At 56.1% G+C, this 22,850-nt stretch carries 21 protein-coding genes and 1 pseudogene; 15 read left to right on the top strand and 7 right to left on the bottom strand.

Features of this window, described 5'->3' with window-relative positions:
* The 7 genes from AC0LWT_RS38230 to AC0LWT_RS38200 form a co-directional block, all read left to right on the top strand.
* Positions 1-725 (top strand): vWA domain-containing protein (locus AC0LWT_RS38230; protein ID WP_474687168.1); only part of this gene is annotated, 725 nt, incomplete at its 5' end.
* A gap of 63 nt (positions 726-788) precedes the next feature.
* On the top strand, positions 789-1,967 hold the full coding sequence (gene purT / locus AC0LWT_RS38225; protein ID WP_474687166.1) for a formate-dependent phosphoribosylglycinamide formyltransferase: 1,179 nt from the start codon (positions 789-791) through the stop codon (positions 1,965-1,967).
* A 53-nt stretch (positions 1,968-2,020) separates the two neighbouring features.
* On the top strand, positions 2,021-2,500 hold the full coding sequence (locus AC0LWT_RS38220; RefSeq protein ID WP_474687165.1) for an acyl-CoA thioesterase: 480 nt from the start codon (positions 2,021-2,023) through the stop codon (positions 2,498-2,500).
* A gap of 82 nt (positions 2,501-2,582) precedes the next feature.
* Entirely contained in the window at positions 2,583-3,377 is a 795-nt protein-coding gene (locus AC0LWT_RS38215) for a TIGR00266 family protein (protein ID WP_474687164.1), read from the top strand.
* Positions 3,378-3,819: 442 nt separating this feature from the next.
* Positions 3,820-4,653 carry an alpha/beta hydrolase family protein gene (locus tag AC0LWT_RS38210; RefSeq protein WP_474687162.1) on the top strand — a complete coding sequence of 278 codons (834 nt, stop codon included), beginning with the start codon at positions 3,820-3,822 and terminating at the stop codon, positions 4,651-4,653.
* Between the two features lie 18 nt (positions 4,654-4,671).
* On the top strand, positions 4,672-4,869 hold the full coding sequence (locus AC0LWT_RS38205) for a YezD family protein (protein WP_474687170.1): 198 nt from the start codon (positions 4,672-4,674) through the stop codon (positions 4,867-4,869).
* Between the two features lie 144 nt (positions 4,870-5,013).
* Positions 5,014-5,961, top strand: coding sequence for an alpha/beta fold hydrolase (locus AC0LWT_RS38200; RefSeq protein WP_474687161.1), 948 nt, complete (start codon positions 5,014-5,016; stop codon positions 5,959-5,961).
* 269 nt (positions 5,962-6,230) lie between these two features.
* Here the strand turns inward: AC0LWT_RS38200 and AC0LWT_RS38195 are convergent, their stop codons facing one another.
* From AC0LWT_RS38195 to AC0LWT_RS38185, 3 genes are read right to left on the bottom strand one after another with little or no spacing between them, the layout of a single operon-like run.
* Positions 6,231-6,455, bottom strand: a complete 225-nt coding sequence (locus AC0LWT_RS38195) for a hypothetical protein (protein ID WP_474687160.1) — start codon at positions 6,453-6,455, stop codon at positions 6,231-6,233.
* Between the two features lie 25 nt (positions 6,456-6,480).
* Positions 6,481-7,101 carry a CatB-related O-acetyltransferase gene (locus AC0LWT_RS38190; protein WP_474687158.1) on the bottom strand — a complete coding sequence of 207 codons (621 nt, stop codon included), beginning with the start codon at positions 7,099-7,101 and terminating at the stop codon, positions 6,481-6,483.
* A gap of 40 nt (positions 7,102-7,141) precedes the next feature.
* A complete protein-coding gene (locus AC0LWT_RS38185) occupies positions 7,142-7,564 on the bottom strand; it encodes a hypothetical protein (RefSeq protein ID WP_474687157.1) in 423 nt (140 codons plus the stop codon).
* Between the two features lie 295 nt (positions 7,565-7,859).
* Between AC0LWT_RS38185 and AC0LWT_RS38180 the strand changes: the two genes are divergently transcribed.
* On the top strand, positions 7,860-8,342 hold the full coding sequence (locus AC0LWT_RS38180; RefSeq protein ID WP_474687155.1) for a class I SAM-dependent methyltransferase: 483 nt from the start codon (positions 7,860-7,862) through the stop codon (positions 8,340-8,342).
* Positions 8,343-8,524: 182 nt separating this feature from the next.
* Entirely contained in the window at positions 8,525-9,082 is a 558-nt protein-coding gene (locus AC0LWT_RS38175) for a GNAT family N-acetyltransferase (protein ID WP_474687154.1), read from the top strand.
* 415 nt (positions 9,083-9,497) lie between these two features.
* Here the strand turns inward: AC0LWT_RS38175 and AC0LWT_RS38170 are convergent, their stop codons facing one another.
* The 3 genes from AC0LWT_RS38170 to fadR are packed head-to-tail and all read right to left on the bottom strand — an operon-like array spanning position 9,498 to position 11,943.
* Entirely contained in the window at positions 9,498-10,481 is a 984-nt protein-coding gene (locus AC0LWT_RS38170) for an electron transfer flavoprotein subunit alpha/FixB family protein (RefSeq protein ID WP_474687152.1), read from the bottom strand.
* Between the two features lie 28 nt (positions 10,482-10,509).
* Positions 10,510-11,271, bottom strand: a complete 762-nt coding sequence (locus AC0LWT_RS38165) for an electron transfer flavoprotein subunit beta/FixA family protein (protein WP_474687151.1) — start codon at positions 11,269-11,271, stop codon at positions 10,510-10,512.
* Positions 11,272-11,307: 36 nt separating this feature from the next.
* Positions 11,308-11,943 carry a fatty acid metabolism transcriptional regulator FadR gene (fadR, locus tag AC0LWT_RS38160; RefSeq protein ID WP_474687149.1) on the bottom strand — a complete coding sequence of 212 codons (636 nt, stop codon included), beginning with the start codon at positions 11,941-11,943 and terminating at the stop codon, positions 11,308-11,310.
* A gap of 205 nt (positions 11,944-12,148) precedes the next feature.
* Here fadR and AC0LWT_RS38155 point away from each other — a divergent pair, with 205 nt between their 5' ends.
* The 6 genes and pseudogenes from AC0LWT_RS38155 (at position 12,149) to AC0LWT_RS38130 (ending at position 22,021) form a co-directional block, all read left to right on the top strand.
* Positions 12,149-14,182, top strand: a complete 2,034-nt coding sequence (locus AC0LWT_RS38155) for a (Fe-S)-binding protein (RefSeq protein ID WP_474687147.1) — start codon at positions 12,149-12,151, stop codon at positions 14,180-14,182.
* Between the two features lie 79 nt (positions 14,183-14,261).
* Positions 14,262-16,655, top strand: a complete 2,394-nt coding sequence (locus AC0LWT_RS38150) for a 3-hydroxyacyl-CoA dehydrogenase/enoyl-CoA hydratase family protein (RefSeq protein WP_474687145.1) — start codon at positions 14,262-14,264, stop codon at positions 16,653-16,655.
* Positions 16,656-16,697: 42 nt separating this feature from the next.
* Positions 16,698-18,049, top strand: a pseudogene (locus AC0LWT_RS38145) (acetyl-CoA C-acyltransferase).
* Positions 18,050-18,062: 13 nt separating this feature from the next.
* Positions 18,063-19,835: an acyl-CoA dehydrogenase family protein gene (locus AC0LWT_RS38140; protein WP_474687143.1), complete on the top strand. Its 1,773-nt coding sequence runs from the start codon at positions 18,063-18,065 to the stop codon at positions 19,833-19,835.
* Between the two features lie 62 nt (positions 19,836-19,897).
* A complete protein-coding gene (locus AC0LWT_RS38135; RefSeq protein ID WP_474687141.1) occupies positions 19,898-21,571 on the top strand; it encodes a long-chain-fatty-acid--CoA ligase in 1,674 nt (557 codons plus the stop codon).
* Between the two features lie 42 nt (positions 21,572-21,613).
* Positions 21,614-22,021, top strand: a complete 408-nt coding sequence (locus tag AC0LWT_RS38130) for a PaaI family thioesterase (RefSeq protein ID WP_474687139.1) — start codon at positions 21,614-21,616, stop codon at positions 22,019-22,021.
* A 211-nt stretch (positions 22,022-22,232) separates the two neighbouring features.
* Here AC0LWT_RS38130 and AC0LWT_RS38125 read toward each other — a convergent pair whose 3' ends face one another.
* Positions 22,233-22,532, bottom strand: a complete 300-nt coding sequence (locus AC0LWT_RS38125) for a hypothetical protein (RefSeq protein ID WP_474687137.1) — start codon at positions 22,530-22,532, stop codon at positions 22,233-22,235.
* Positions 22,533-22,850: the final 318 nt, after the last annotated feature.

Here is a 22,850-nt window from a genome sequence, read left to right as displayed (position 1 = left end):
TGGAGCAGAAGCGGATCGCCCCGCGCGGCGACCGGCTGTTCGGGCGGCTCGACAAGCGCTTGACGCGAGCCGTGATCGAGGAGGCGCCGCGCCTCTTCTACAAGAAGCGTGCGCCTGTGCCGCAGCTCGACGCAGCGTTCGCGCTGCTCGTCGACTGCTCGGCGTCCATGTACGACAAAATGGACGAAACGAAGCTCGGGCTCGTGATGCTCCACGAGACCCTGAAGTTTTTGCGAATCCCCCACGAGGTGGTGGGATTCTGGGAGGACGCGGACCGCGTCACGGAGCAGGAAGCGCCCAACCTGTTCCAGGTTGCGGTCGACTTCGGCTCCTCCTGCGCGCCCGGAAGCGGAGCGGCTCTGCTCGCGCTTGAGCCGCAGCAGGACAACCGCGACGGCTTCGCGATCCGCCGCATGGCGGAGCGGCTGCTGCGGCGGCCTGAGCGGCAGCGCGTGCTCCTGGTGTTCTCGGATGGCGAGCCTTCGGCAGCGAATTACAACGATGCGGGCATCCTCGACACCTGTGAGGCCGTTCTGCAAGCGCGCCGCCAGGGGCTGGAAGTGATCAGCGTCTTCCTTGCGAACGACCAGGTTCATGAGACGCAGCAGTTGACGATGCGCAACATTTACGGGCGCAGCAGCATCGTCGTGCCGAACGTTGGCGAACTGCCGGAGCAGCTTGCCCCCGTTCTGCGCAAACTGCTGCTTAAATCTATCTTTTCATAAACAAATCCTTTACAATAAGACAGGTAAAAATGATCGAAAGTGCAGTCAGGAGGAACTTGATTCATGTACGGAGCACCTTTAACCCCCCGCGCGAAAAAAATGATGCTGCTCGGTTCCGGAGAGCTCGGCAAGGAGGTCGTCATTGAAGCGCAGCGGCTCGGGATCGAAACGATTGCCGTCGACCGGTATGCGAACGCGCCAGCCATGCAAGTCGCGCATCGCAGCCATGTCATCGACATGCTGGATGGCGAGCAGCTGAGAAGCTTGATTGAACAGGAGCGCCCGGATTTGATCGTGCCGGAAATCGAAGCGATTGCCACGCCTGTGCTCGTCGAGCTGGAGAAGGAGGGCTTTCGCGTCATCCCTACCGCAACGGCATCCCGTCTGACGATGGACCGCGAGGGCATTCGCCGTCTGGCGGCGGAAACGCTGCAGCTGCGCACCGCGAAATATGCGTTCGCCGATACGCTTGAGGAGTTGAAAGAAGCTGTGGTGCGCATTGGAACGCCTTGCGTGATCAAGCCGATCATGAGCTCCTCCGGCAAAGGGCAAAGCGTATGCCGGAAGCCGGAAGACGCGGAGCAGTCCTGGAACTATGCGATGGAAGGCGGGCGCGCCAAGAACGGCCGCGTCATCATCGAGGAGTTCATCCATTTTGATTCGGAAATTACGCTGCTCACGGTCCGTTCCGTATCGGGAACGACGTATTGCGAGCCGATCGGGCATATTCAAAAAGACGGCGACTACATAGAATCGTGGCAGCCTCATGCCATGAGCGAAGCGCACATTGCCGAAGCCCGGCATATCGCCAAAACGATTACGGATGCGCTCGGGGGCTACGGCATCTACGGGGTCGAGCTGTTCCTTTCGCAGGACGGCGTCTATTTCAGTGAAGTTTCCCCGCGGCCGCACGATACGGGCATGGTGACGATGGCGACCCAGGATTTGACGGAATTCGCGTTGCATGCGAGAGCTATTCTCGGACTGCCGATAACCGGCATCCGGCTGTTGACGCCGGGAGCGAGCTATACGCTGAAAGCGGACCGGGAGCAAGTGTCCTACACAATCAGCGGGCTGGAGGATGCGCTGTCCGTACCGAACACGCAAGTTCGCGTATTCGGCAAGCCCGAGACGAAAACAGGACGCCGCATGGCGGTCGCGCTCAGCAGCGCCGAGACGGTCGAAGAAGCGAGAAGCCGCGCCAAGCAGGCGGCATCCGCATTGAAGCTGAATTACGAGTAAATTCCGCTTTTCACAAGCATGGCATGGCAAGTTATCATCAGGAGGAAATTGCATTGGAAGCCAAACCAGCCAGATTGTCCCGCACGATTATGACCGAAATTATTTTTCCGGCCGATACGAACTTTCACAATACGATGTTCGGCGGCCGCGTCATGCATTTTATCGACAAGGTGGCAACTATAGCCAGCATGCGCCATTCCCGCCGGTCCGTTGTGACGGCTTCCAGCGACAGCCTGGACTTTTTGGCCCCGGTCAAGCTTGGCGAAGCGATTCAGCTGGAAGCTTTTGTCACCTGGACGCACCGCAGCTCCATGGAAGTGTACGTGAAAGTGGAATCGGAAAATTTGCTGACAGGAGAAAAGAAAACGACGGCAACTTCGTACTTGACATTCGTCGCATTGGATGATCAAGGGCAGCCTTGCCCTGTACCCGCGGTCATCCCGGAAACCGAGGAGGAGAAGAGGCTGTTCGAAACCGCCCACTCCCGCTACGAAGCCAGGAAAAAGCGCAAAGCCGAACGAAATCCGCTGTAAGAAGTTCCGGCCTTCATGAAACTCTCGCTGCCTTAGACCGTATACAATACTAATTTGTATACATTTTAGGTGGAGTAATTTGATGAACGCACACGAAATCGATTATCGGATTTTAGGGAACGAAATGCAGTACGTGGAAATCGAGCTTGATCCGGGGGAAAGCGTCGTTGCGGAAGCCGGCAGCATGATGATGATGGATCAAAACATACAGATGGAAACCATATTTGGCGACGGAAGCAACGATAATAAAGGCTTTATGGGCAAGCTGTTCGGTGCAGGCAAGCGTCTTTTAACGGGCGAGAGCATGTTCATGACCATTTTTACGAACCGCAGCTACGATGGCAAAGAGCAGGTCGCCTTTGCGGCGCCGTATCCCGGCAAAATCATGGCTATGGACCTGCGGCAGTTGGACGGCAAGCTGATCTGTCAAAAGGATTCTTTTCTCTGCGCGGCAAAAGGCGTTTCGCTCGGCATCGCGTTCCAACGCAAACTGGGGGCGGGTTTTTTCGGCGGCGAGGGCTTCATCATGCAAAAGATTGAAGGTGACGGCCTCGCCTTCGTCCATGCCGGCGGCACCATCTGCGAGAGAGTGCTCCGCCACGGGGAGATGATCCGCGTGGATACGGGCTGCCTCGTCGCTATGACGCAAGATGTGGATTACGACATCGAAATGGTGAGAGGCGTGAAAACGGCGCTGTTCGGCGGCGAGGGGTTATTCTTCGCAACGCTTAGAGGTCCCGGACGCGTTTGGATCCAATCGCTGCCGTTCAGCCGTTTGGCTGATCGCATCGTAGCGGCCTCCGGCCCTTTCGGGCGCAAAGAGGAGGGCAGCGTTCTGGGAGGCTTGGGGAACCTGCTTGACGGTGACGGAAAATAAGACGAGCTTCGGAAAAAGCCGCCTGACTGGCGGCTTTTTGTCATCAAGAGGGAGCTGCGAAAAATATTCCAAAAACAGCATTGACACCTCTTCGGGGTGGTGCTAATATAAATGTAAATTAATCTTAGTAAACACATCGGAATTATTTATTATTATCCACCGGACCTCCGGAGATGATGTCGGTAATTTTGTAAATTCCAGCGGCAGCTGGGCATTTTATTCAAAATTATTTTAATGGCAGCGCGAGAGGGGTTGGCTTGGATAAGAACAGCGTTTACTTTAACAGTCCGAAGCGGTGCAGCAGGCGGAAGGGCGGGGTAGAACAGGACGTTTTTGTTCGGATACCGTTTATCTGACCGGGAAACCCTAGAAGCTGGAGATGAAGTATCCGCACCGGTTCAACATAACAGATCAACTTGACACGAAGAAAGGAAGTCTTCCCATGGAACATACGATCACGATTCAGAGCGACAATACCGAATTGGCAGCGACGCTGCATTACCCGACCCATACTGCGCAGGGGGCTCCGACAACCGATTGCGAGCGCTGGCCGCTTATTATTATTTGCCACGGTTTCATCGGCAGCCGGATTGGGGTAGATCGATTGTTCGTTAAAGCTGCTCGTGAGTTCAGCGCCAAGGGGTACCTCGTTCTTCGGTTTGATTACGGAGGCTGCGGCGAAAGCACAGGCGATTACGGAGCCGGCGGTCTTGACGTTCTGATCGATCAGACCCGCAGCGTTATCGATTATGCGCTTACGATCGATTGCGTGGATTTAAGCCGGGTTATTCTCGTGGGGCACAGCCTCGGAGGAGCTGCCGCGCTGTTGACCGCAGCCAAAGATCATCGCGTAAAAACGCTCGTGCTGTGGTCTGCCGTCGCACATCCGCACAACGATATCGTAAGAATCGTCGGCAAAAGCGAATATGAAAAACTGCCGCAGGGAGGCTCGATCGATCATCATGGCTATATGCTGACAAGCCGTTTCTTCGAGTCGTTATCCCGGCACCAGCCGTTCGAGCAGCTTCGCAAGTTCAACGGTGACGTGCTCGTCATACATGGTACGGCCGACGAGACGATTCCGGTCGACTACGCCCCGCTTTATCAAAAAATGTTCTGGCTCCGCAAAGAAGGCCAGTGCGACATCGAACTTATTTATCATGCAGATCATACGTACTCGACTGCTTCCGCCACCAAAGAGCTGTTCGAGAAAACAGCGGATTGGCTGTCTTTTGTACAGAAACGCAAAAAAGAATGGAACGATTGGACGATTTAATAGTTGGAGGGATTCATGATGGCCAAACCTTTGGAACTGGATGATATTTGGGTGGACAGAATCAAACAAATGCTTAACGGGATGGAGTACGGCTCTGTACAAATTGTAGTTCACGACGGGAAAATCGCTCAGATTGACCGGACAGAACGCAAAAGATTCGAATCTCAAGCGCAGCAGCTTCAAGCGGTAAAAGCTGTCAAGCAGAGCAAAGCCTGAACGCTTGACGCCTGCCTGTACACCTGAACCGCGATCCGTCCCGATGACGACTTGCCGCCAGCTCTCTTTCTTTGGAAAGGGGGCTGTTTTCGTATGCTTGAAGCCTTTATACTGAGAGTAACGACAATTTGGCGGGAGGAGCCTATGAGGGAGCGGAATTTCATTTGGCGGGATACGGAGGACACGGAAATTTTCGTATACGAGTGGCTTCCTGACGAAGAGTCCGGTGTTAAGGGCATCGTGCAGATCGTACACGGCATGTCGGAAACGGCAGGGCGCTACAAGCGGTTTGCCGAAGTTTTGGCAGCGCATGGTTACGCGGTTTTTGCCCATGATCAGATTGGCCATGGACGAACGGCCGGTTCGCCGGATCGGGTAGGCATTTTGGGGCAAAATAGCTTTCACAGGATGGCATGGCACACGGCGGGAATTACCGAATATGTGCGTTCCCGCTACGATAGCGATTCGCCGCTGTTCGTCATGGGACACAGCATGGGATCGTTTGTCGTGCAATTGTACATGGCAACCTACATGGCGGAGCATCCGGATCGGGTGCAAGGTGTTCTTTTGTCCGGATCGAACGGCAAACAAGGTCCGGTTCTCGAAGCGGGTCTGGCCATCGCGGCCGTTGAAGCCTGGCTTAGAGGGGACGATCATCGCAGCGGCATCATTCATGCGCTTACTTTTGGAGCGTATAACAAAAAATTTGCGCCTAACCGCACAGCGGCGGATTGGCTCAGCCGGGACCCGCTGGAAGTCGACGCTTACATCGCCGATCCTTACTGCGGCGCCGTTTTTACAGCCGGGTTTTACCGGGATTTTTTCAAAGGGCTCAAAACCATTCATCAGCCGAAGCTGCTGGTTAACATCCGCAAAGATTTGCCGATTTTTGTTTTTTCGGGGGATCGGGATCCGGTCGGTGATTGCGGCAAAGGGGTTCGGCGGCTGCTCGACATGTACCGCGAGCTCGGCTTGCGGCAGGTGACCGGCAGGCTGTATCCGGACGGACGCCACGAGATGTTGAACGAGATCAACCGGGATGAAGTGATGCGGGACATTGTGAAATGGCTGGATACTTATGCGCAATTGTAGGTGGCGGACGGACGCCATCTATTTTTTTGGAATGCCGGGTTTTAAACATATTGACTCTCACGCCGGGTGATCCTTTATCGTTAATTTCGGGAGGTAGACGATAGATGGCTTACACTGGAATAGGCGGGCCTATGAAAAAGACTGTCCTAAGGTCAATGATCTTGGGACAGTCTTTTATGCGGTGTCTGCCGCCGATTGGGCTTTAGCCCCGAGTTAGCCCCGAACATCGACAATTTCAAAATTTTCCATACATGACATACTCCCTCATCCTACAATATTTGTTGAGCATTCAGTTCGGCAGCTCGCCGCCGAACTTCCTCGTCCTGCGCAAGCGTGATGCTGTTTTTCTTCACTTCATACATTTCCAGCAAATAGGCAATCACATCGGTGTCCATGCTGAATCGTAGTTCTTTCCGTATCTCACGCAGCCTAGCTTTTGCACCATGGCTAATATCAATTCTTGGCCTTCTGTCTGCACTAGTTGTTCTTGCCAAAACTATCTCCTCCTCTCAGTTTCCTTCACGTTATGGAATTTCTTTTTCTTTTAAAATATTCAATACAAGCTTTCACATCATCTTTAGGCAATGTAATCAATTCATCGTTATCATATTCCCACCATTCAGACTCCAACAATTCCAAGCGAGTTTCCAAATCAAAACGATATCTAATCAATTTCGCTGGAACACCCCCGACAATCGCATAAGGCGGCACATCCTTAGTTACAACAGCACCTGCACCAATAACGGCGCCATGACCAATATTCACGCCATTCATAATAATGGCATTCAAACCAATCCAAACATCCGAACCAATAACCGTATCTTTTTCTTGTGGGCTTATCTCAACATCATCATTTTGAGCAATATTCAATATACCAGTAGTTAGATGATCCATTGGATGCTGAGAAGCACCTAAACAAACATTTCTAGCAATAGAACAGTACCGACCTATAAAAACATTGGGAGAGATTTGCCCAGCGCCACCTTGATAATACGAGTTTCGACCCATATAAAAATTCAACATAACAGATGGTTCTAACGGTAATCCCGCAGGCTCCTCAATAAAAACATTACGAGCTGCATTCGCATACACATATTTGACATCAGGTTTCGTTTCAAACATCATATAACCAACTCTCATTTTTTTTACTTTCTCATAGGCAAATTTCGGAAACCGAATTTCACCGGCTCGTGCCGATCGGGGCCAATAAGGTATACCGCAAGCGAGATCCGGAAGTGAAAAAAGTATACTCACGGGCGAGCTGCAGCCGACTTTTCGTACACCCTATTCCCCGCTGGCTTTGTAGCGCCCTAGCGTCCGCCTCTTCTTGAGACGCGCCGCGCCGAACGTAGCCTCTAACCAATATGTTTTGCTCCTTCCTATTTAGTTTTTCCGGAATAGTTTCCGCCGTCCAGCCCTCGGCAATCGCCCGGCGAAGAAAATTGACCGGTGATTTGACTTCTCTTGGAGACTGCCGAAGTATGAGCAGCAGCTCCAGCACTCGCTCGTACTCCAAGCGGGCGAGAACGTCTAGGATTTCTTCCGTAGGACGATCAAGCGTAGCGATTTGGTACGCCAGGATGATAGCATCTTCCTTTTTCACCAATATCAACCTCCCATATATAGAATACCACATTTTAGGGTCTAAATTTACGGTTTTAGGGACTTTTTGAGAATCCGAGAAAAACGTAGCTACAGCGAGAAAAACAGAGTTCGGCTCCCAGCCAAAATGCTGGCATTTTTCCATTGTTCCACGGCAGCTTAATCGGCCAAAACGGCGGAATTTGCCCGAATACGGGAAATGGGCCGCTGTACTTCCACACAAAATACCGAATTTTTATACATATGTCTCCCAGCCGCGGCAGACCGGCCAAGCTTGCAGGCGTGGAACGGGAGAAATGGAATCACAACTCGCACGATCACCGGTTTTTGGCGCAGTACATTCCTCGCAATTGCGGGCACGCACTGGATATCGGCTGCGGAACGCCGATATTATGGAACTGCCGTTAGAGGAACGATCACTCGATTTCATCGCTTCGCTTGCCGTTTTCCACCACCTGGATCTCGGCCTGCTGCTGCCCAAGCTGAAAAAAGCGCTTCGCCCGGGCGGCGCGCTCGCCATTTTGGATCTGTATGAGCAGAGCAGATGGGAACAGCTCGCCAACCTGTGGGCCGCGCCGTACAGCCGATTGCATTTGTGGCGGAAAAAAGCGTGGCAGACGGAAGCCGAGAAGCTGGCCTGGCAAGAGCACGGCGCGAGTGACGTGTACATGACTTCGCATGAGCTTAAAAAGCTGTACGATGCCCATCTGCCTTCCCATCCCCATCGGTTCAAGCTTCACTTGTTTTGGCGCTATTCGGTCGTGTGGGTGAAAGAGTAAAATCAGCGTCGGCGATTCGGCGACGGATAGAATCGCTGCAAGGCAGCTCCCGGCTTGGTTGCGTGCTGCATCAACATCATCCAGTCCGCAGAGGGCCTGATGGATGATGCTTCATTCTACTTGATTAGCTATCTGGAATCATCTAACATAAAATTATTAAATTTATGAGAGGGGCCTAATTTATGGTTAATATTCGACCGGTTGAACTCCGCGATGTGGATACGATCTATAAGTTTAAGTTGGATGAAGAAGTGATGTTCTGGGCGGCAGGAGGGTTTGGCAATGCGATTCCTGCACGAGAGCAGTTAGTTGAAGAGGTCAGAAAACAGTCACCCCAAGATACGCAGCGCGCTTTTGTGATTGAGGTACAAGAGGATGCTCAAGAGGAGCCTATAGTAATTGGCCAGATTTCCTTCAACAATATGGATCGGTTAGCGCGAAGGGCAACAATTGGCATGCTGATCGGTGACCGCCGCTATTGGGGCAAAGGGTACGGGACGGCTGCATTGTCGGAATTTGTAAAGATTCTATTTGCGCGCTATAACCTAAACCGTATTGACATTGACACGTTTGCTGATAACAAACGAGCGATTCGGTGTTACGAAAAAGTAGGCTTCAATGTTGAGGGTGTACGGCGTAAAGCCTTGTGGACGATGAATGGCTTCAGGGATCAGGTGATCATGGGTTTTCTTCAGGAAGAGTGGCTAAACAGAAATGGAAACACGGCGTATTACTTGTGATGCGCCTCTCCCGTAGGTCGTGGAACTGCACGATTGGGCAAATATCAGCTTACTAGGGAGAAAACCTGCGAAAGTGCAGGTTTTTCTTCCTGAAATGGCTTGTTTTGGCGAAAAACCTGCAAAAGTGCAGGAATTTTCGCTGAAAGTAAGTATGAGTCTATGCGTTCGGTGAAAAGCCTATACTTTTGCAGGAATTGTTCGTGGACAGCGATCAAGGACGCAAATTCATGTATTTTTGCAGGTTTTCTTCGCACCGCCAGGCAGATCGCGGCTATCGACATTGACGTGGGGGCACAGCCTGCGCTTTGTGCAGTGAATCTGAGGTGACGTCCACGCGGTGCATGCAGCAGGAGAAAATGAGCCGTCCGGCTCCATTTTAGCATTTGCAGCAGTGGGGGAACCGGGCCGGCATCGCCTACGGCAGCAGCTTGCGGAACTCCGCGGTCAGCAGCGGCACGACCTCGAACAGATCGCCGACGATGCCGTAGTCGGCGACTTTGAAGATCGGCGCCTCCGGGTCCTTGTTGATCGCGACGATGACGCGCGATCCGCTCATCCCCGCCAAATGCTGGATGGCGCCGCTGATGCCGCACGCGATGTAGAGGACCGGCGTCACGACCTTGCCGGTCTGGCCGATCTGCATCGCGTAGTCGCAGTACCCCGCGTCGCACGCTCCGCGGGAAGCCCCGACAGCGCCGCCGAGGACGGCAGCCAGCTCTTCGATCGGCTTGAAGCCATCGGCGCTGCGCACGCCCCGTCCGCCGGAGACGACGATTTTGGCTTCCGCCAAATCGATGGCGCCGGACGTTTTACGGACGACCTCCCTGACGACGGCGCGCAGGGAGGGAGCGGGATAGGCAACATCGATGACGGCGGCTTGACGCGAAGCGTCAGGCTCCGGGGCTGCGATGTTGTTTGGCCGGATCGTCACGATCCACGTTCCGTGCGGATCGGCAAACGCTTTCTTTTCGACGGCTTTGCCTGCGTAAAGCGGGCGGGTAAAGACGACACCGTTCGCGCCGCGCTCGATGGCGGTAACGTCCGAGAGCTGGCCGGCTTTCAGCTTCGCGGCCGCGAGCGGGGCCAAATCCCGGCCGACGGCCGTGTGGCCGAAGAAAACGGCTTTTGCCCCTGCGGTCCGTACGACCTCAAGCAGGGCGGCCAAATAAGCTTCCGGATTGTACGCGTCCAAATCCGGGTGCTCAACGGCGTAGACGGCATCGGCGCCGCAGGCCGCCAATTGCCCGGCATGCGCTTTGCTGCCGGGGCCGCCAATGAGCGCAGCCGCTATGCGGTCGTCCGCCTCCGCGGACAGCCGGGCCGCGCGCAGCGTTTCGAGCGATACTTGGCGAAGCTTGCCGCCGCGGGCTTCCGCAACAACGAGAAATGGTTGTGCCATGCAAACATCCTCCTTCGGTATCCTTTTTTCAGATAACTTTGGACTCGCTCCGCAGAGCCAGCGCGAGTTCGGCGGCCTGCTGCTGAATGTCGCCTTGCAAAATCCGGCCCGCCTTGCGCTGCGGCGGGAGTGCGAGCCCGACGCGAACCGTACGGGCGGCGGTCCCGGCAGCGCCGATATCGTCAAGAGTGAGCTGCCGGAACGGCTTTTTCTTGGCTTTCATGATGCCGGGAAGAGAAGGGTAACGAGGCTCGTTCAAGCCCTGCTGAGCAGTGAAAAGGGCGGGGAGCGGGATTTCGATCACTTCGATGTCGCCCTCGGCGTCGCGCTGCGCGGCAGCGATGCCGCCGACGATGTCCAGCTTCGTCACGGCCCCTGCATGCGGGAGGCCGAGCAGGGCGGCAAGCCGTACCGCCACCTGGCCGGAACCGTTGTCGACGGAAAAATTGCCGCCGAGAATCAGGTCGACAGGCTGCGTCTTCAAATAAGCGGCCAAAATTTCGGCAACTTCGTATTCATCCCCGCTAATGCGGCTGTCTGCAATCAGCACAGCCTCGTCCGCCCCCATCGCAAGCGCGGTCCGCAGCGCTTCCGCCGTCCGTTCGGGACCGACGGAGAGCAGAGTCACTTTGCCTCCGAGACCGTCGCGGATCCGTATCGCTTGCTCGACGGCATATTCGTCGTATGGGTTAATGACAAATTTAACGCCTTCCTCCACAATCGCTCCGCCTTCGACGGCGATTTTTTCCTCCGTATCGAACGTTTGCTTCAGCAGTACAAAAATGTCCATAGCCAAGCTCCTTTCCGAATATACATGTAGAGAGTGCTAGCTTTCGACGCCTTTCATGAAAAAATCGATCGTGCCCTTCACCTGCGCGGATAACCGGTACTTTTGCCCGGAGATGAGCCAGGAGGTGACGACTTCGTCCATCGCTCCGAACAGGAGGAGCCTGACGAGCTTGATGTCCAGATCGGCGCGGAAGCTGCCGTCTTGCTTGCCTTTTTCCAGTATATTTTCGATCAGAACAATATATGGCTTGACGGCGGTGCCGATTTCTTTGCGCAGCTCCAGGTCGCTTTGCCGCAGCTCAATTTGGGTAACGTAGGCGAGCGGGAGATTGGCTTCCAACTCCGAAAAGTGGATCTCGCACACTTTGTACAGCGCTTCTTTGGCGCTCATGCGCTCGTCGAGTCCGCTGTTGAACTTTTCAACAAGCTCGCCGAGCTTTTCCCGGAACAAGCCGGTCAAAATATCCTCCTTGCGCTTGAAGTACAAATAGATGGTGCCGTCCGCAACGCCAGCTTCTTTGGCTATCCGCGATACTTGCGAACGGTGGAAGCCGTGTTCCGCAAAAACCCGGAGGGCGCCTTCGAGAATCGCGTAATATTTATCAGGCTTTTTGCCGCTTGTCAATCGGATCACCCCGGTGTAGAATACAAATATTTCTGAATGAATACTCATTCATTTGGCAATTTCATCATAAAATAAGGCTGACCCCCTGTCAATGAATGGTTTACGGAAAACGCAGCAAGCCGGAGCTCACTCACAGGTCGCAGCATCTATGAAGCATTGTTCACGTATGGTTGCCATAGCGGGTGAATGTTGCTTTTTTGCGTTGTCCGATGCTCTGTTTTGAAGAAAGTTGGTTTCCGGGAGGGTGATCGATGTGAACGGTACGTTCGTTCAGTTTGCGCTGTTTGTTGCGGTGGCCGGATATGCGGTTTATTTGTTCGGCTTGGCCGTATATCGCCGCTATTTGTACATTCGTCTCGGAAAGCCGGTGAATTTGAACAGGGAGGTGAAGGAGCGGCTGCGCGAATTCGCGGTCCAGGTGTTCGGGCAGACGAAGCTGCTGAAAGACCGCCGGAGCGGGGTGATGCACATCGTCATTTTTTACGGCTTTCTTATTTTGCAGCTGGGGGCGCTGGATCTGATTGTGAAAGGGTTGATCGGAAAAGGGCTGCCGATTCCCCGGTACGCATGGTTCGGTTTCGTTCAGGAACTGACGGCGGCGCTCATTGTGCTGGCTATCGGCTATGCGGCTTACAGGCGTTATGTCGAAAAGCTGAAGCGGCTCAAAAGGGGCTGGAAACCGAGCGCCGTACTGTTTTTCATCTTCTTTTTGATGCTGTCGGTGCTCTTCACGATGGGCTTCGAACGGCTGAGGGAAGGATTGGAACCCTCTGCGCTCGCGCCGATTTCGTCGCTCCTTGCGGGCGTTTTCGGCGGGATGTCCCGATCTGCGGCAGCGGCGGCTTTTTATGCGGGCTGGTGGGTTCATTTGCTGATTCTTTTGTCTTTTCTGGTTTATGTGCCCCAGTCCAAACATTTCCATATGATAACGGCGCCGGTCAACATTTTGCTGCGCCGCACCGGACCGGCGGGGAAGCTCAGCACGCTCGATCTGGAAGATGAGCAAGCGGAATCGTTCGGCGCCGGGAAGGTCGAAGATTTTACGCAAAAGCAGCTGCTTGATTTGTACGCCTGCGTGGAGTGCGGCCGCTGCACGAGCGTCTGTCCGGCTCATACGACGGGCAAAATGCTGTCGCCGATGCATCTGATCACCAAGCTGCGCGATCATTTAACGGTAAAAGGCGCAGCGGTCACCTCCAAATCGCCGTGGATTCCGGCGTTCGCTTTAGCCGGGGGCGGCGATTCCAACCCGCTTGCGACCGAGTTGATCGGCGGCGTCATCACGGAGGAGGAGCTATGGGCCTGCACGACATGCCGCAATTGCGAGGACCAATGTCCGGTCGGCAACGAGCACGTGGACAAAATCGTCGATATGCGCAGGCATCTCGTCCTTACGCAGGGCAGCATGCCGCACGATGGCCAGCGCGCTTTGCTTAATATCGAGAGGCAGGGCAATCCATGGGGCATCAGCAGGAGCGACCGGGCCAAGTGGGTGAAGGAGGCCGACCCGGACAGCGAGCTTCGCATCCGCACGGTCAAAGAGAACCCGGATTTCGAATACTTGCTCTTCGTGGGCTCGATGGGTTCGTACGACAACCGCAGCCGCAAGGTGATCCGCGCTTTCGTCAGGCTGATGAACGAAGCCGGCGTTTCTTTCGCGATTTTGGGCAGCGAGGAGAAAAACTCCGGCGACACGCCGCGCAGAATGGGCAATGAATTTTTGTTTCAGCAGCTGTGCGCCGACAATATCGCGGTTTTTCAAAAATACAATGTGACGAAAATCGTCACGGCCTGCCCGCACACGTATCATACGTTTAAAAACGAGTATCCGGACTTCGGCCTGCAGGCGGAAGTTTACCACCACACGGAGCTGCTTGCCTTATGGGTAAAAGAGGGACGGCTGCGGCCCCGCCACGAGGTGCGGGAGCGAATTGTGTATCACGATTCCTGCTATCTCGGACGCTATAACGAAGTGTACGAGGAACCGCGCAGCGTGCTCGGAGCGATCCCCGGCGTTCGGCTTGTCGAGCAGCCGCGTTCGCGCGCAAACAGCATGTGCTGCGGCGCCGGCGGCGGCATGATGTGGATGGAGGAGAGCGCAGGCACGCGCGTCAATCTGGCGCGAACCGAGCAGCTGTTGGCCGTGAATCCGACGGTGATCGGCTCGGCGTGCCCGTACTGTTTGACGATGATGGAAGACGGAACGAAGCTGAAGGAGATCGAAGAACGAGTCCAAACGCGCGATATTGCAGAAATTTTGGAAATGTCCGTATTCGGAACGGCATAAAATCATTGTGATGAGCATTCGGCTTTATGCCAAACGCTGCAAGCAAGGCCGAAGCACAACGCCCAGGAGGTTATCCGCTATGACCAAAATCCGCACAGCCGCAGTTATCGGTTCCGGAGTGATGGGTTCCGGTATCGCCGCTCATTTAGCCAATGTCGGCATCCCTGTACTGCTGCTCGATGTCGTGCCCGCAAGCCTGCTCCCCGAGGAAGAGGCGTCAGGACTTGCGTCGGACGATCCCAAAGTAAGAAACCGGCTCGCTCTGAACGCCGTTGAAAAGCTGAAAAAGACGAACCCGGCACCGCTTTTCAGCGAGGCGTTTGCGGCAAAAATTACGCCGGGCAATATCGAAGACGATTTGCCAAAGCTTAGCGCTGTGGATTGGATTATCGAAGCGGTCGTGGAAAGCTTGCCCGTCAAGCAGCAGCTGCTCGGCCGTATCGAGGCGGTGTGGACGCCGGGGACGATCGTGAGCTCCAATACGTCCGGCATTTCCATTCGCGAAATGGCCGAACACTGCAGCGACGCGTTTAAAAAGCATTTTTTGGGCACGCATTTTTTCAATCCGCCCCGCTATATGAAGCTTCTCGAAATCATTCCGGGCGAGCGCACTGACCCGGCGATCGTGGCATTCATGGCGGCATTCGGCGAAAAGAAACTGGGCAAAGGCGTCGTGCAGGCGAAAGATACGCCGAATTTTATCGCCAACCGGCTCGGCACGTACGGACTGCTGGTCACACTGCGCGAAATGCTGAGCAAAGGCTATTCCGTGGAAGAAGTCGATGCGGTGAGCGGTCCCGCCATGGGCCGGCCGAAAAGCGCGTCGCTGAGGACGCTCGATCTGGTCGGGCTCGACACTTTTGTCCATGTGGCGGACAATGTGTTCCGGCATGCGGCTGACGCGGAGGAAAAAGAGGTGTTTGGCACCCCCGAAGCGATTCGCGGGATGGTCGCCAAAGGCTGGCTCGGAGAGAAGCGGGGGCAAGGCTTTTATAAAAAAGTGGCCGGCGACGGGGGCAAGGAGATTTTGGCGTTGAACCTGCAGACGATGGAATACGCTCCCAGCCGCCAAATAAGCTCGCCCTCGCTGGAAGCGGCGAAGCAGGCCAAAGGGGCCGAGGCCAAATTGCAAGCGCTGCTAAACGGGAAGGACCGGTATTCCGAGTTGGCATGGCGGCTGCTGAAGCCGGTGCTGCTGTACTCGGCGGAGAAGCTGGACGAAATCGCCGATTCGATTGCTGAGGTGGATCGGGCGCTCAAATGGGGCTTTAATTGGGAGCTCGGCCCTTTTGAAACGTGGGACGCCATCGGGCTGGCGAGTTCCGTAGAGCGTATGGAATCGGAAGGAGACGCGGTTCCGGCTTGGGTAAAGGACTGGATTGCGGCAGGACATGACAGTTTTTACCAAAAGCGCAGCGGAGGCACTTTTTATTACTGGCACAACGAGTACCGGGGCCTGGAGACGAGGCCGGAAAACATTTCGCTGCAGGCGCTCAAGCGGCAAAACAAAACGGTCCGCTCGAACAGCGGAGCGAGCTTGATCGACATCGGGGACGACGTCGCGTGTCTCGAGTTCCATTCGCCGAACAATGCGATCGGCGCGGACATTTTGACGATGATTTCGCAGAGCGTAGACGAAGTGCGCCGCAACTGGCGCGGACTGGTCATCGCGAACGAAGGCAAACATTTCTGCGTCGGGGCCAACCTCATGCTGCTTCTGATGGAGGCCCAGGATGAAGAGTGGGATGAAGTGGACGGCATTATCCGCTTGTTCCAAAACACGATGACGAAGCTCAAAGGGCTTGAAAAGCCTGTAGTGGCGGCGCCTCATAGCATGACGCTCGGCGGCGGCGTGGAGGTGTGCCTGCCGGCCGATCAGATCGTCTTCTCCGCGGAGACGTATTTCGGGCTCGTCGAAACGGGCGTCGGCCTTATCCCGGCAGGCGGCGGCTGCAAAGAGATGGCGCTGTGCATCAGCCGGCTGACCGACAATCCGGAGGTCGACCTGCAGCCGTTCGTCAATAGCGTGTTTGAGACGATCGCGATGGCCAAAGTGTCGGCGAGCGGGCACGACGTGCGGCGAATCGGCTATTTGCGGCCTCAAGATACGGTCGTCGTCAACGCCGATCACCGGATTTACGAAGCGAAGCAGGCGGTGCTCCGCATGGAGCAGGCCGGCTACGAGCCGCAGCGGCCGGAGCCGATCCGTGTCGTCGGCGAGAACGGCAGCGCCGTCCTGCAAGTTGCCGTGAGCAGCATGCGTCAGGGCGGATACATCAGCGAGCACGACCAATTGATCGCGGGCAAGCTAGCCCATGTGCTGACAGGCGGCCACGTGCCGGCCGGGACGGCGGTCAGCGAGCAGTACATGCTCGATTTGGAACGCGAGGCGTTCCTCAGCCTATGCGGCGAACCGAAGACGCAGCAGCGCATGCAGTATATGCTAGCCAAAGGCAAGCCGCTGCGCAATTGAAGCTATGGATTCCTATTCCTATCAAGCTGTGAGGTGAAGCCGATGAAGGAAGCAGTTATCGTATCGATCACGCGCACGGCGGTCGGCCGCGCGAAGAAAGGCAGTCTGGCCCAGACGCGGGCGGAAGATCTCGGCAAAGCCGTGCTGGAGGAAGCCGTCCGGCGGGCGCCGGGGCTCGCCAAAGAGGACGTCGAAGACGTCATCATCGGGTGCGCGATGCCCGAAGGCGAGCAGGGGCTGAACTTCGCCCGCGCGATGTCGCTGTACGCGGGCTTTCCCGTGACCGTGCCGGCGATCACGGTCAACCGGTTTTGCGCCTCCGGGCTGCAGGCGATCGCCTATGCGGCGGAGCGCATTATGCTGGGCCATGCGGAGGCGATCGTCGCCGGAGGCGTCGAGAGCATGAGCCACGTCCCGATGACGGGCTTCAAGCTCTCGCCGCATCCGCGGCTTGCGACCGACATGCCCGAGGTGTATATGGGCATGGGTCATACGGCCGAAGCGGTCGCCAGCCGCTTCGGCATCTCCCGCGAAGACCANGCGTCGAGAGCATGAGCCACGTCCCGATGACGGGCTTCAAGCTCTCGCCGCATCCGCGGCTTGCGACCGACATGCCCGAGGTGTATATGGGCATGGGTCATACGGCCGAAGCGGTCGCCAGCCGCTTCGGCATCTCCCGCGAAGACCAGGACCGCTTCGCGGTGCGCAGCCACCAGCGGGCCGCCGCCGCCGTGCAGGCGGGCCGCTTCAAAGACGAGATCGTGCCGGTGGGCACGATCGTCAAAGGCATCGACGAACGCGGGCGGGCGTTCGAGCGGAAGTTCGTATTCGATACGGACGAAGGCGTCCGGCCGAACACGTCGATGGAAGGCCTCGCGAAGCTGAGGCCTGCGTTCAGCCTTGCCGGCACCGTGACGGCCGGCAATGCGTCACAGACGTCGGACGGCGCAGCCGCCGCCGTGCTGATGAGCCGCGAGCGGGCCGAAGCGCTCGGCCTGGAGCCGCTGGCGACGTTTCGCGCGTTCGCCCTCTCGGGCGTCGAGCCGGAATTGATGGGCATCGGCCCGGTCGAGGCCATTCCGAAAGCGCTGCGCATGGCCGGTCTAACGCAAGACCAAGTAAGCCTGTATGAAATCAATGAGGCGTTCGCTTCCCAATGCGTGCACATTATCCGCGAGCTGGATTTGGATGAGGAGCGGGTCAATGTGAACGGCGGGGCGATCGCGCTCGGCCATCCGCTCGGCTGCACCGGTGCGAAGCTGACGGCGAGTCTGATCTATGAGCTGCGGCGCCGGGGAGGCGGATTTGGCGTCGTATCGATGTGCATCGGCGGCGGGATGGGAGCCGCCGGCGTGTTTGAAGTTCATCCGGCCAAGGAAGCGGCCGGCAGCTGAGGAGGGAGACGGCATGGAAAACAAAGTGGTCGGCGGCAGTTTCATCATTGCGGACACGGATTTCCGCAGCATCGTGACGCCGGAGGATTTTACGGAAGAACACCGCATGATTGCGGAGACGACGAGCGATTTTGTCGACGGGGAAGTGCTGCCGCACGACGAGCAGCTGGAAAAGCTGGACTACGAGCTTACCGTCCGGCTCATGCGCAAAGCGGGCGATCTGGGGCTGCTGGGCGCGGATGTGCCGGAAGTGTACGGCGGCCTGGGGCTGGATAAAGTCAGTACGACCGCGATCACCGAAAACCTGGCCCGCGCTTCTTCCTTCGCTTTGTCGATCGGAGCGCACGTCGGAATCGGCACGCTGCCGATCGTCTTCTTCGGCACGCCGGAGCAGAAGCGGAAATATTTGCCCGGGCTTGCGACAGGGGCGTTAATCGCCGCTTATTGTTTGACGGAGCCGGCTTCAGGTTCCGACGCGCTCGGCGCCAAAACGACGGCCCGCCTGTCCGCGGACGGCAAGCATTACATTTTGAACGGATCGAAGCTGTATATTACGAATGCGGGTTTTGCCGATATTTTTATCGTCTACGCCAAAATCAACGGAACGGATTTCAGCGCCTTTATCGTGGAAAAAGGTCTTCCGGGCTTCACGCTGGGGCCGGAGGAGAAAAAAATGGGCATCAAAGGCTCCTCGACGCGCCCGCTGTTTTTCGAGGATGTTCACGTTCCCGTGGAAAACCTGCTCGGTGAAGCCGGCCGGGGCCATGTGATCGCCTTCAACATTTTGAACATCGGCCGGTTCAAGCTGGCCGCAGGCTGTCTTGGCGCGGCCAAGGAAACGATCCGCTTGTCCAGCCGCTACGCCAATACGCGCGAGCAGTTCGGCACGCCGATTTCGCGCTTCCCGCTGATCGCGGGCAAATTGGCCGAAATGAATATTCAAACCTATGCGATGGAAAGTATGGTATATAGAACGGCAGGACTGTTCGACGGCTTGCTGGGGGATATGGATTTGGCGAGCGGGGATGCGGGCAAGCAATCCGCCAAAGCAATCGCCGAATACGCGCTGGAATGTTCGATCAACAAGGTGTTCGCGTCCGAAGCGCTGGACCGAATCGCCGACGAAGGGGTGCAAATTCACGGAGGCTGCGGCTACATCCAGGAGTACAACATTGAGCGTATTTATCGGGATTCGCGGATTAACCGGATTTTTGAAGGTACGAACGAAATCAACCGCCTGCTCATTCCCGGCACGCTCATCAAAAAAGCAATGAAAGGCGAGCTGCCGCTGCTGCAAAAAGCGCAGGCGCTGCAAGCCGAGCTGCTTTCGCTCGTGCCCGGTCAATCGTTCGAAGGGACGCTTGCGGAAGAGGCGCATCTCGTTTCGGAAGCGAAAAACATATTTTTGATGACGGGGGCTTTGGCCGTGCAAAAGTACGGGCCGGCGCTGGAGCAGCAGCAGGAAGTGCTCGGCGGTTTGGCCGATATGATGATTCAAATTTTTGCTGCCGAAAGCGTGCTGCTGCGCACCCGCAAGCTGATCGACCGGGCGGGGGAAGAGAAGGCGGAGCATGCGGTCCGGATGACGGCCGTGTTTGTGCACGATGCGTTTGGCACGGTGGAGAGCTTGGCGAGAACGTGTTTGAGCGCGATGGAGGAAGGCGATATGCTGCGCACGCAGCTGTCGATTCTGAAAAAGCTGTCCCGCCGCTCCCCGGTCAATACCGTAAGCTTGAAGCGCGAAATCGCAGCGCGTGTCGTACAAGGGGAGAAATATATCGTATAGTCGCCCTTTAATTGCGAAGACAGGCAAGCTCCACTCCAGGAAGCTGAAGGGGATGGTTTTGTATGAATTCCGCAAAGCCTTGGCTGCGCCATTATCCCGGCGAAGTGGCGCCGACGTACGACTACCCGAAGCATAATCTTGCGCTCTTTCTTGTTGAATCGGCCAGGAAATTTCCGGCTCGCCCGGCGCTTTATTTTATGGGGAAGACGCTGAATTACGAAGAAGTTCAGGAGTCTTCCTTCCGTTTTGCCGGCTCTTTGCAGTGTCTGGGCATCGGCAGGGGCGACCGCGTCGCCATCATGCTGCCGAATTGTCCGTCGGCGGTTATCGCCTATTTCGGCATCCTGATGCTCGGCGCGGTCGTCGTCCAGACGAATCCGCTGTATAAGGAACGCGAGCTGGCTTACCAGCTTTCCGATTCCGGCGCGGTTGCGATCGTTACGCTGGACCTGCTTTTCGAGCGTGTGCACAAAATCAAGGAAAAGACCGCTCTCAAGCACGTGATCGTCACATCGATCAAAGATTATTTGCCTTTTCCGAAAAGCGCGCTGTACCCGGTCAAAGTGCGAAAGGACGGCATCCGGCTGCGCATTCCTTACGGCAAGGGCGTGTACAGCTACAAAAAGCTGCTGCGCGCCTCCCGGCCCGATCCGATTTGCGCGGAGGTCGATGCGGTGGACGATCTGGCCCTGCTGCAGTATACGGGCGGGACGACAGGCGTATCCAAAGGGGTTATGCTGACGCATTTCAATCTGATTGCGAATACGTATCAGAGCCGGAACTGGTGCTTCCGGATCAAGGACGGAGAGGAACGCTTTTTGGGGGCTTTGCCCTGTTTTCACGTATTTGGGCTCACGGTGCTGCTCAACCAGTCCGCGCTTACGGCCGGCATGCTGATCCTGATACCCAAGTTTGAAGCGGAGCCGATTTTGAGCGCTATTTCGCAGTTGAAGCCGACTATTTTCCCGGGAGCGCCGACGATGTACATCGCCTTGATTAACCATCCGCGGATTCGCCAATACGATTTGTCGTCCGTTAATGTATGCATCAGCGGTTCCGCGCCGCTGCCGCTTGAGGTGCAGGAGCGGTTTGAGGATCTAACGGGCGGCAGACTGATCGAAGGCTACGGACTTACCGAGGCTTCCCCGGTGACCCATGCCAACCCCCTGTGGGGCTACCGCAAAATCGGCACGATCGGCGTTCCGTTTCCCGATACGGACGTGAAAGTCGTCGATTCCGCCACGGGCGCAGAATTGCCTTATGGGCAAATCGGCGAACTTATCGTAAAAGGGCCGCAGGTGATGAAAGGCTACTGGGGACGGCCGCAAGAAACGGAAACAACGCTGATTGACGGCTGGCTGTACACGGGAGATATGGCGACGATGGATGAGGACGGGTATTTTGCGATTGTCGACCGAAAAAAGGATATGATCATCGCAGGAGGCTACAATATATATCCGCGGGAAATCGAAGAAGTGCTTTACGAGCACCCGGCCATACTGGAAGCCGCGGTTGCAGGGATTCCCGACGCTTACCGGGGAGAAACGGTGAAAGCGTTCGTAGTCGTCAAAGCAGGAATGAAGCTCGATGAGCGAGAATTGGAAACGTGGTGCCGCGAGCGGCTGGCTGCCTACAAGGTGCCGCGAAAAGTAGAGTTTCGCCAGTCGCTGCCGAAAACGATGGTCGGCAAAGTGCTGCGCCGCCAACTGCTGGAGGAAGAGCGGGAAGCCAAATAAAGAGAGCGGCGGATACGGAAAAGAGCGGAGGGAGGGAGCTGCATGGATCAAAATCAAGAATTACAGCGAATGGCGGAGCTCGCCGAGCCGACGTTCTGGGGCTACCTTGGCTGCGAGTTTGTCGGCATGGACGAAGGTAAGGTGACGATAGCCATCGATGCCAAGGCGCATCATCTAAACCCGATCGGCATCGTACACGGAGGCGTGCTTTCCTCGCTGCTTGACAATGCGATGGGCATCGCCGCGATGGCGCAGCGGCCGCAGGAAAAAGTGGTGACGACGAATTTGAATGTAACGTTCGTGTCGCCGCTCCATGCCGGGCGGCTGCTCGTTACGGCGGAGGTCGTCCACCAGTCCCGCAAAATGATAACCGCGCAAGGCCGGGTTACGGATGCCGACGGGAATTTGGGAACGATCGGCATCGGCTCGTTTCGCGTCACATCCAAGTGAGGCGGGTGAAAGAGGCGCGTCAGATTGCTGAAATGCCTCGCGCCCGCTCGTGTGATACCGGCTTAGCCAATGTAGAAAACCTTGCAATGCGGCGCTTTCGAAAAACTCGCTGACCGGGCTATCACCGACTGCTCAGCGGTCGGAAAACTTGCGAAAGTACATTCTTTTGCTTCACGGTGCGCTTGTTTCGAACGATTGGTCGACCGACCGACTACATGCAGCAGGGCACCGCGTGCTGGGAGCTGCGCGCGGTGCCCTGTTGTGGAGAAACCCTCACGCCAGAGACGGTCGTACAATCTGCCCGGTTGCGCGAAGAAAACCTGCAAAAGTACAGTTTTTGCCCGATGGAAACGCTGACCACGACAAATTCCTGCAATTGTGCAGGCTTTTCACCGCGAACATGGGCCAGACTCATTTTCACCGGAAATTCCTGCACTATCGCAGGCTTTTCACCAAAATGAACCATTTTTACAGAAAAAGCCTGCACTATCGCAGGTTTTTTCACTGCCAAGCCGCCTAGTCCCCTCCCGCTTCAGCCCCGCAACCCGGGCAGGAGGAGGGACGGCCCGCTTCAGCCCCGCTACTCGTGAAGGAAGAGACGTGGCTCACTTCAACACCGCAACCTGTGCAGGAAGAGTCGTGGGCCTATTTCAGCACTGCAACTCATGAAGGAGAGGTTTCGTACCGCTCACAGCTACCAGCGTGCGATATTGCGTTGCATGAAGATGACAATAGGTAAGGCTCACCCTCGGCATATTCCGTTAGGGTTGCCTTTTCCCTTGTCTCACACCGTACGTGCCACTTTCGCGGCATACGGCGTTCCATCTTT

Source organism: Paenibacillus sp. sgz302164 (assembly GCF_056120505.1).
This window is presented reverse-complemented; position numbering and strand designations above follow the sequence as displayed.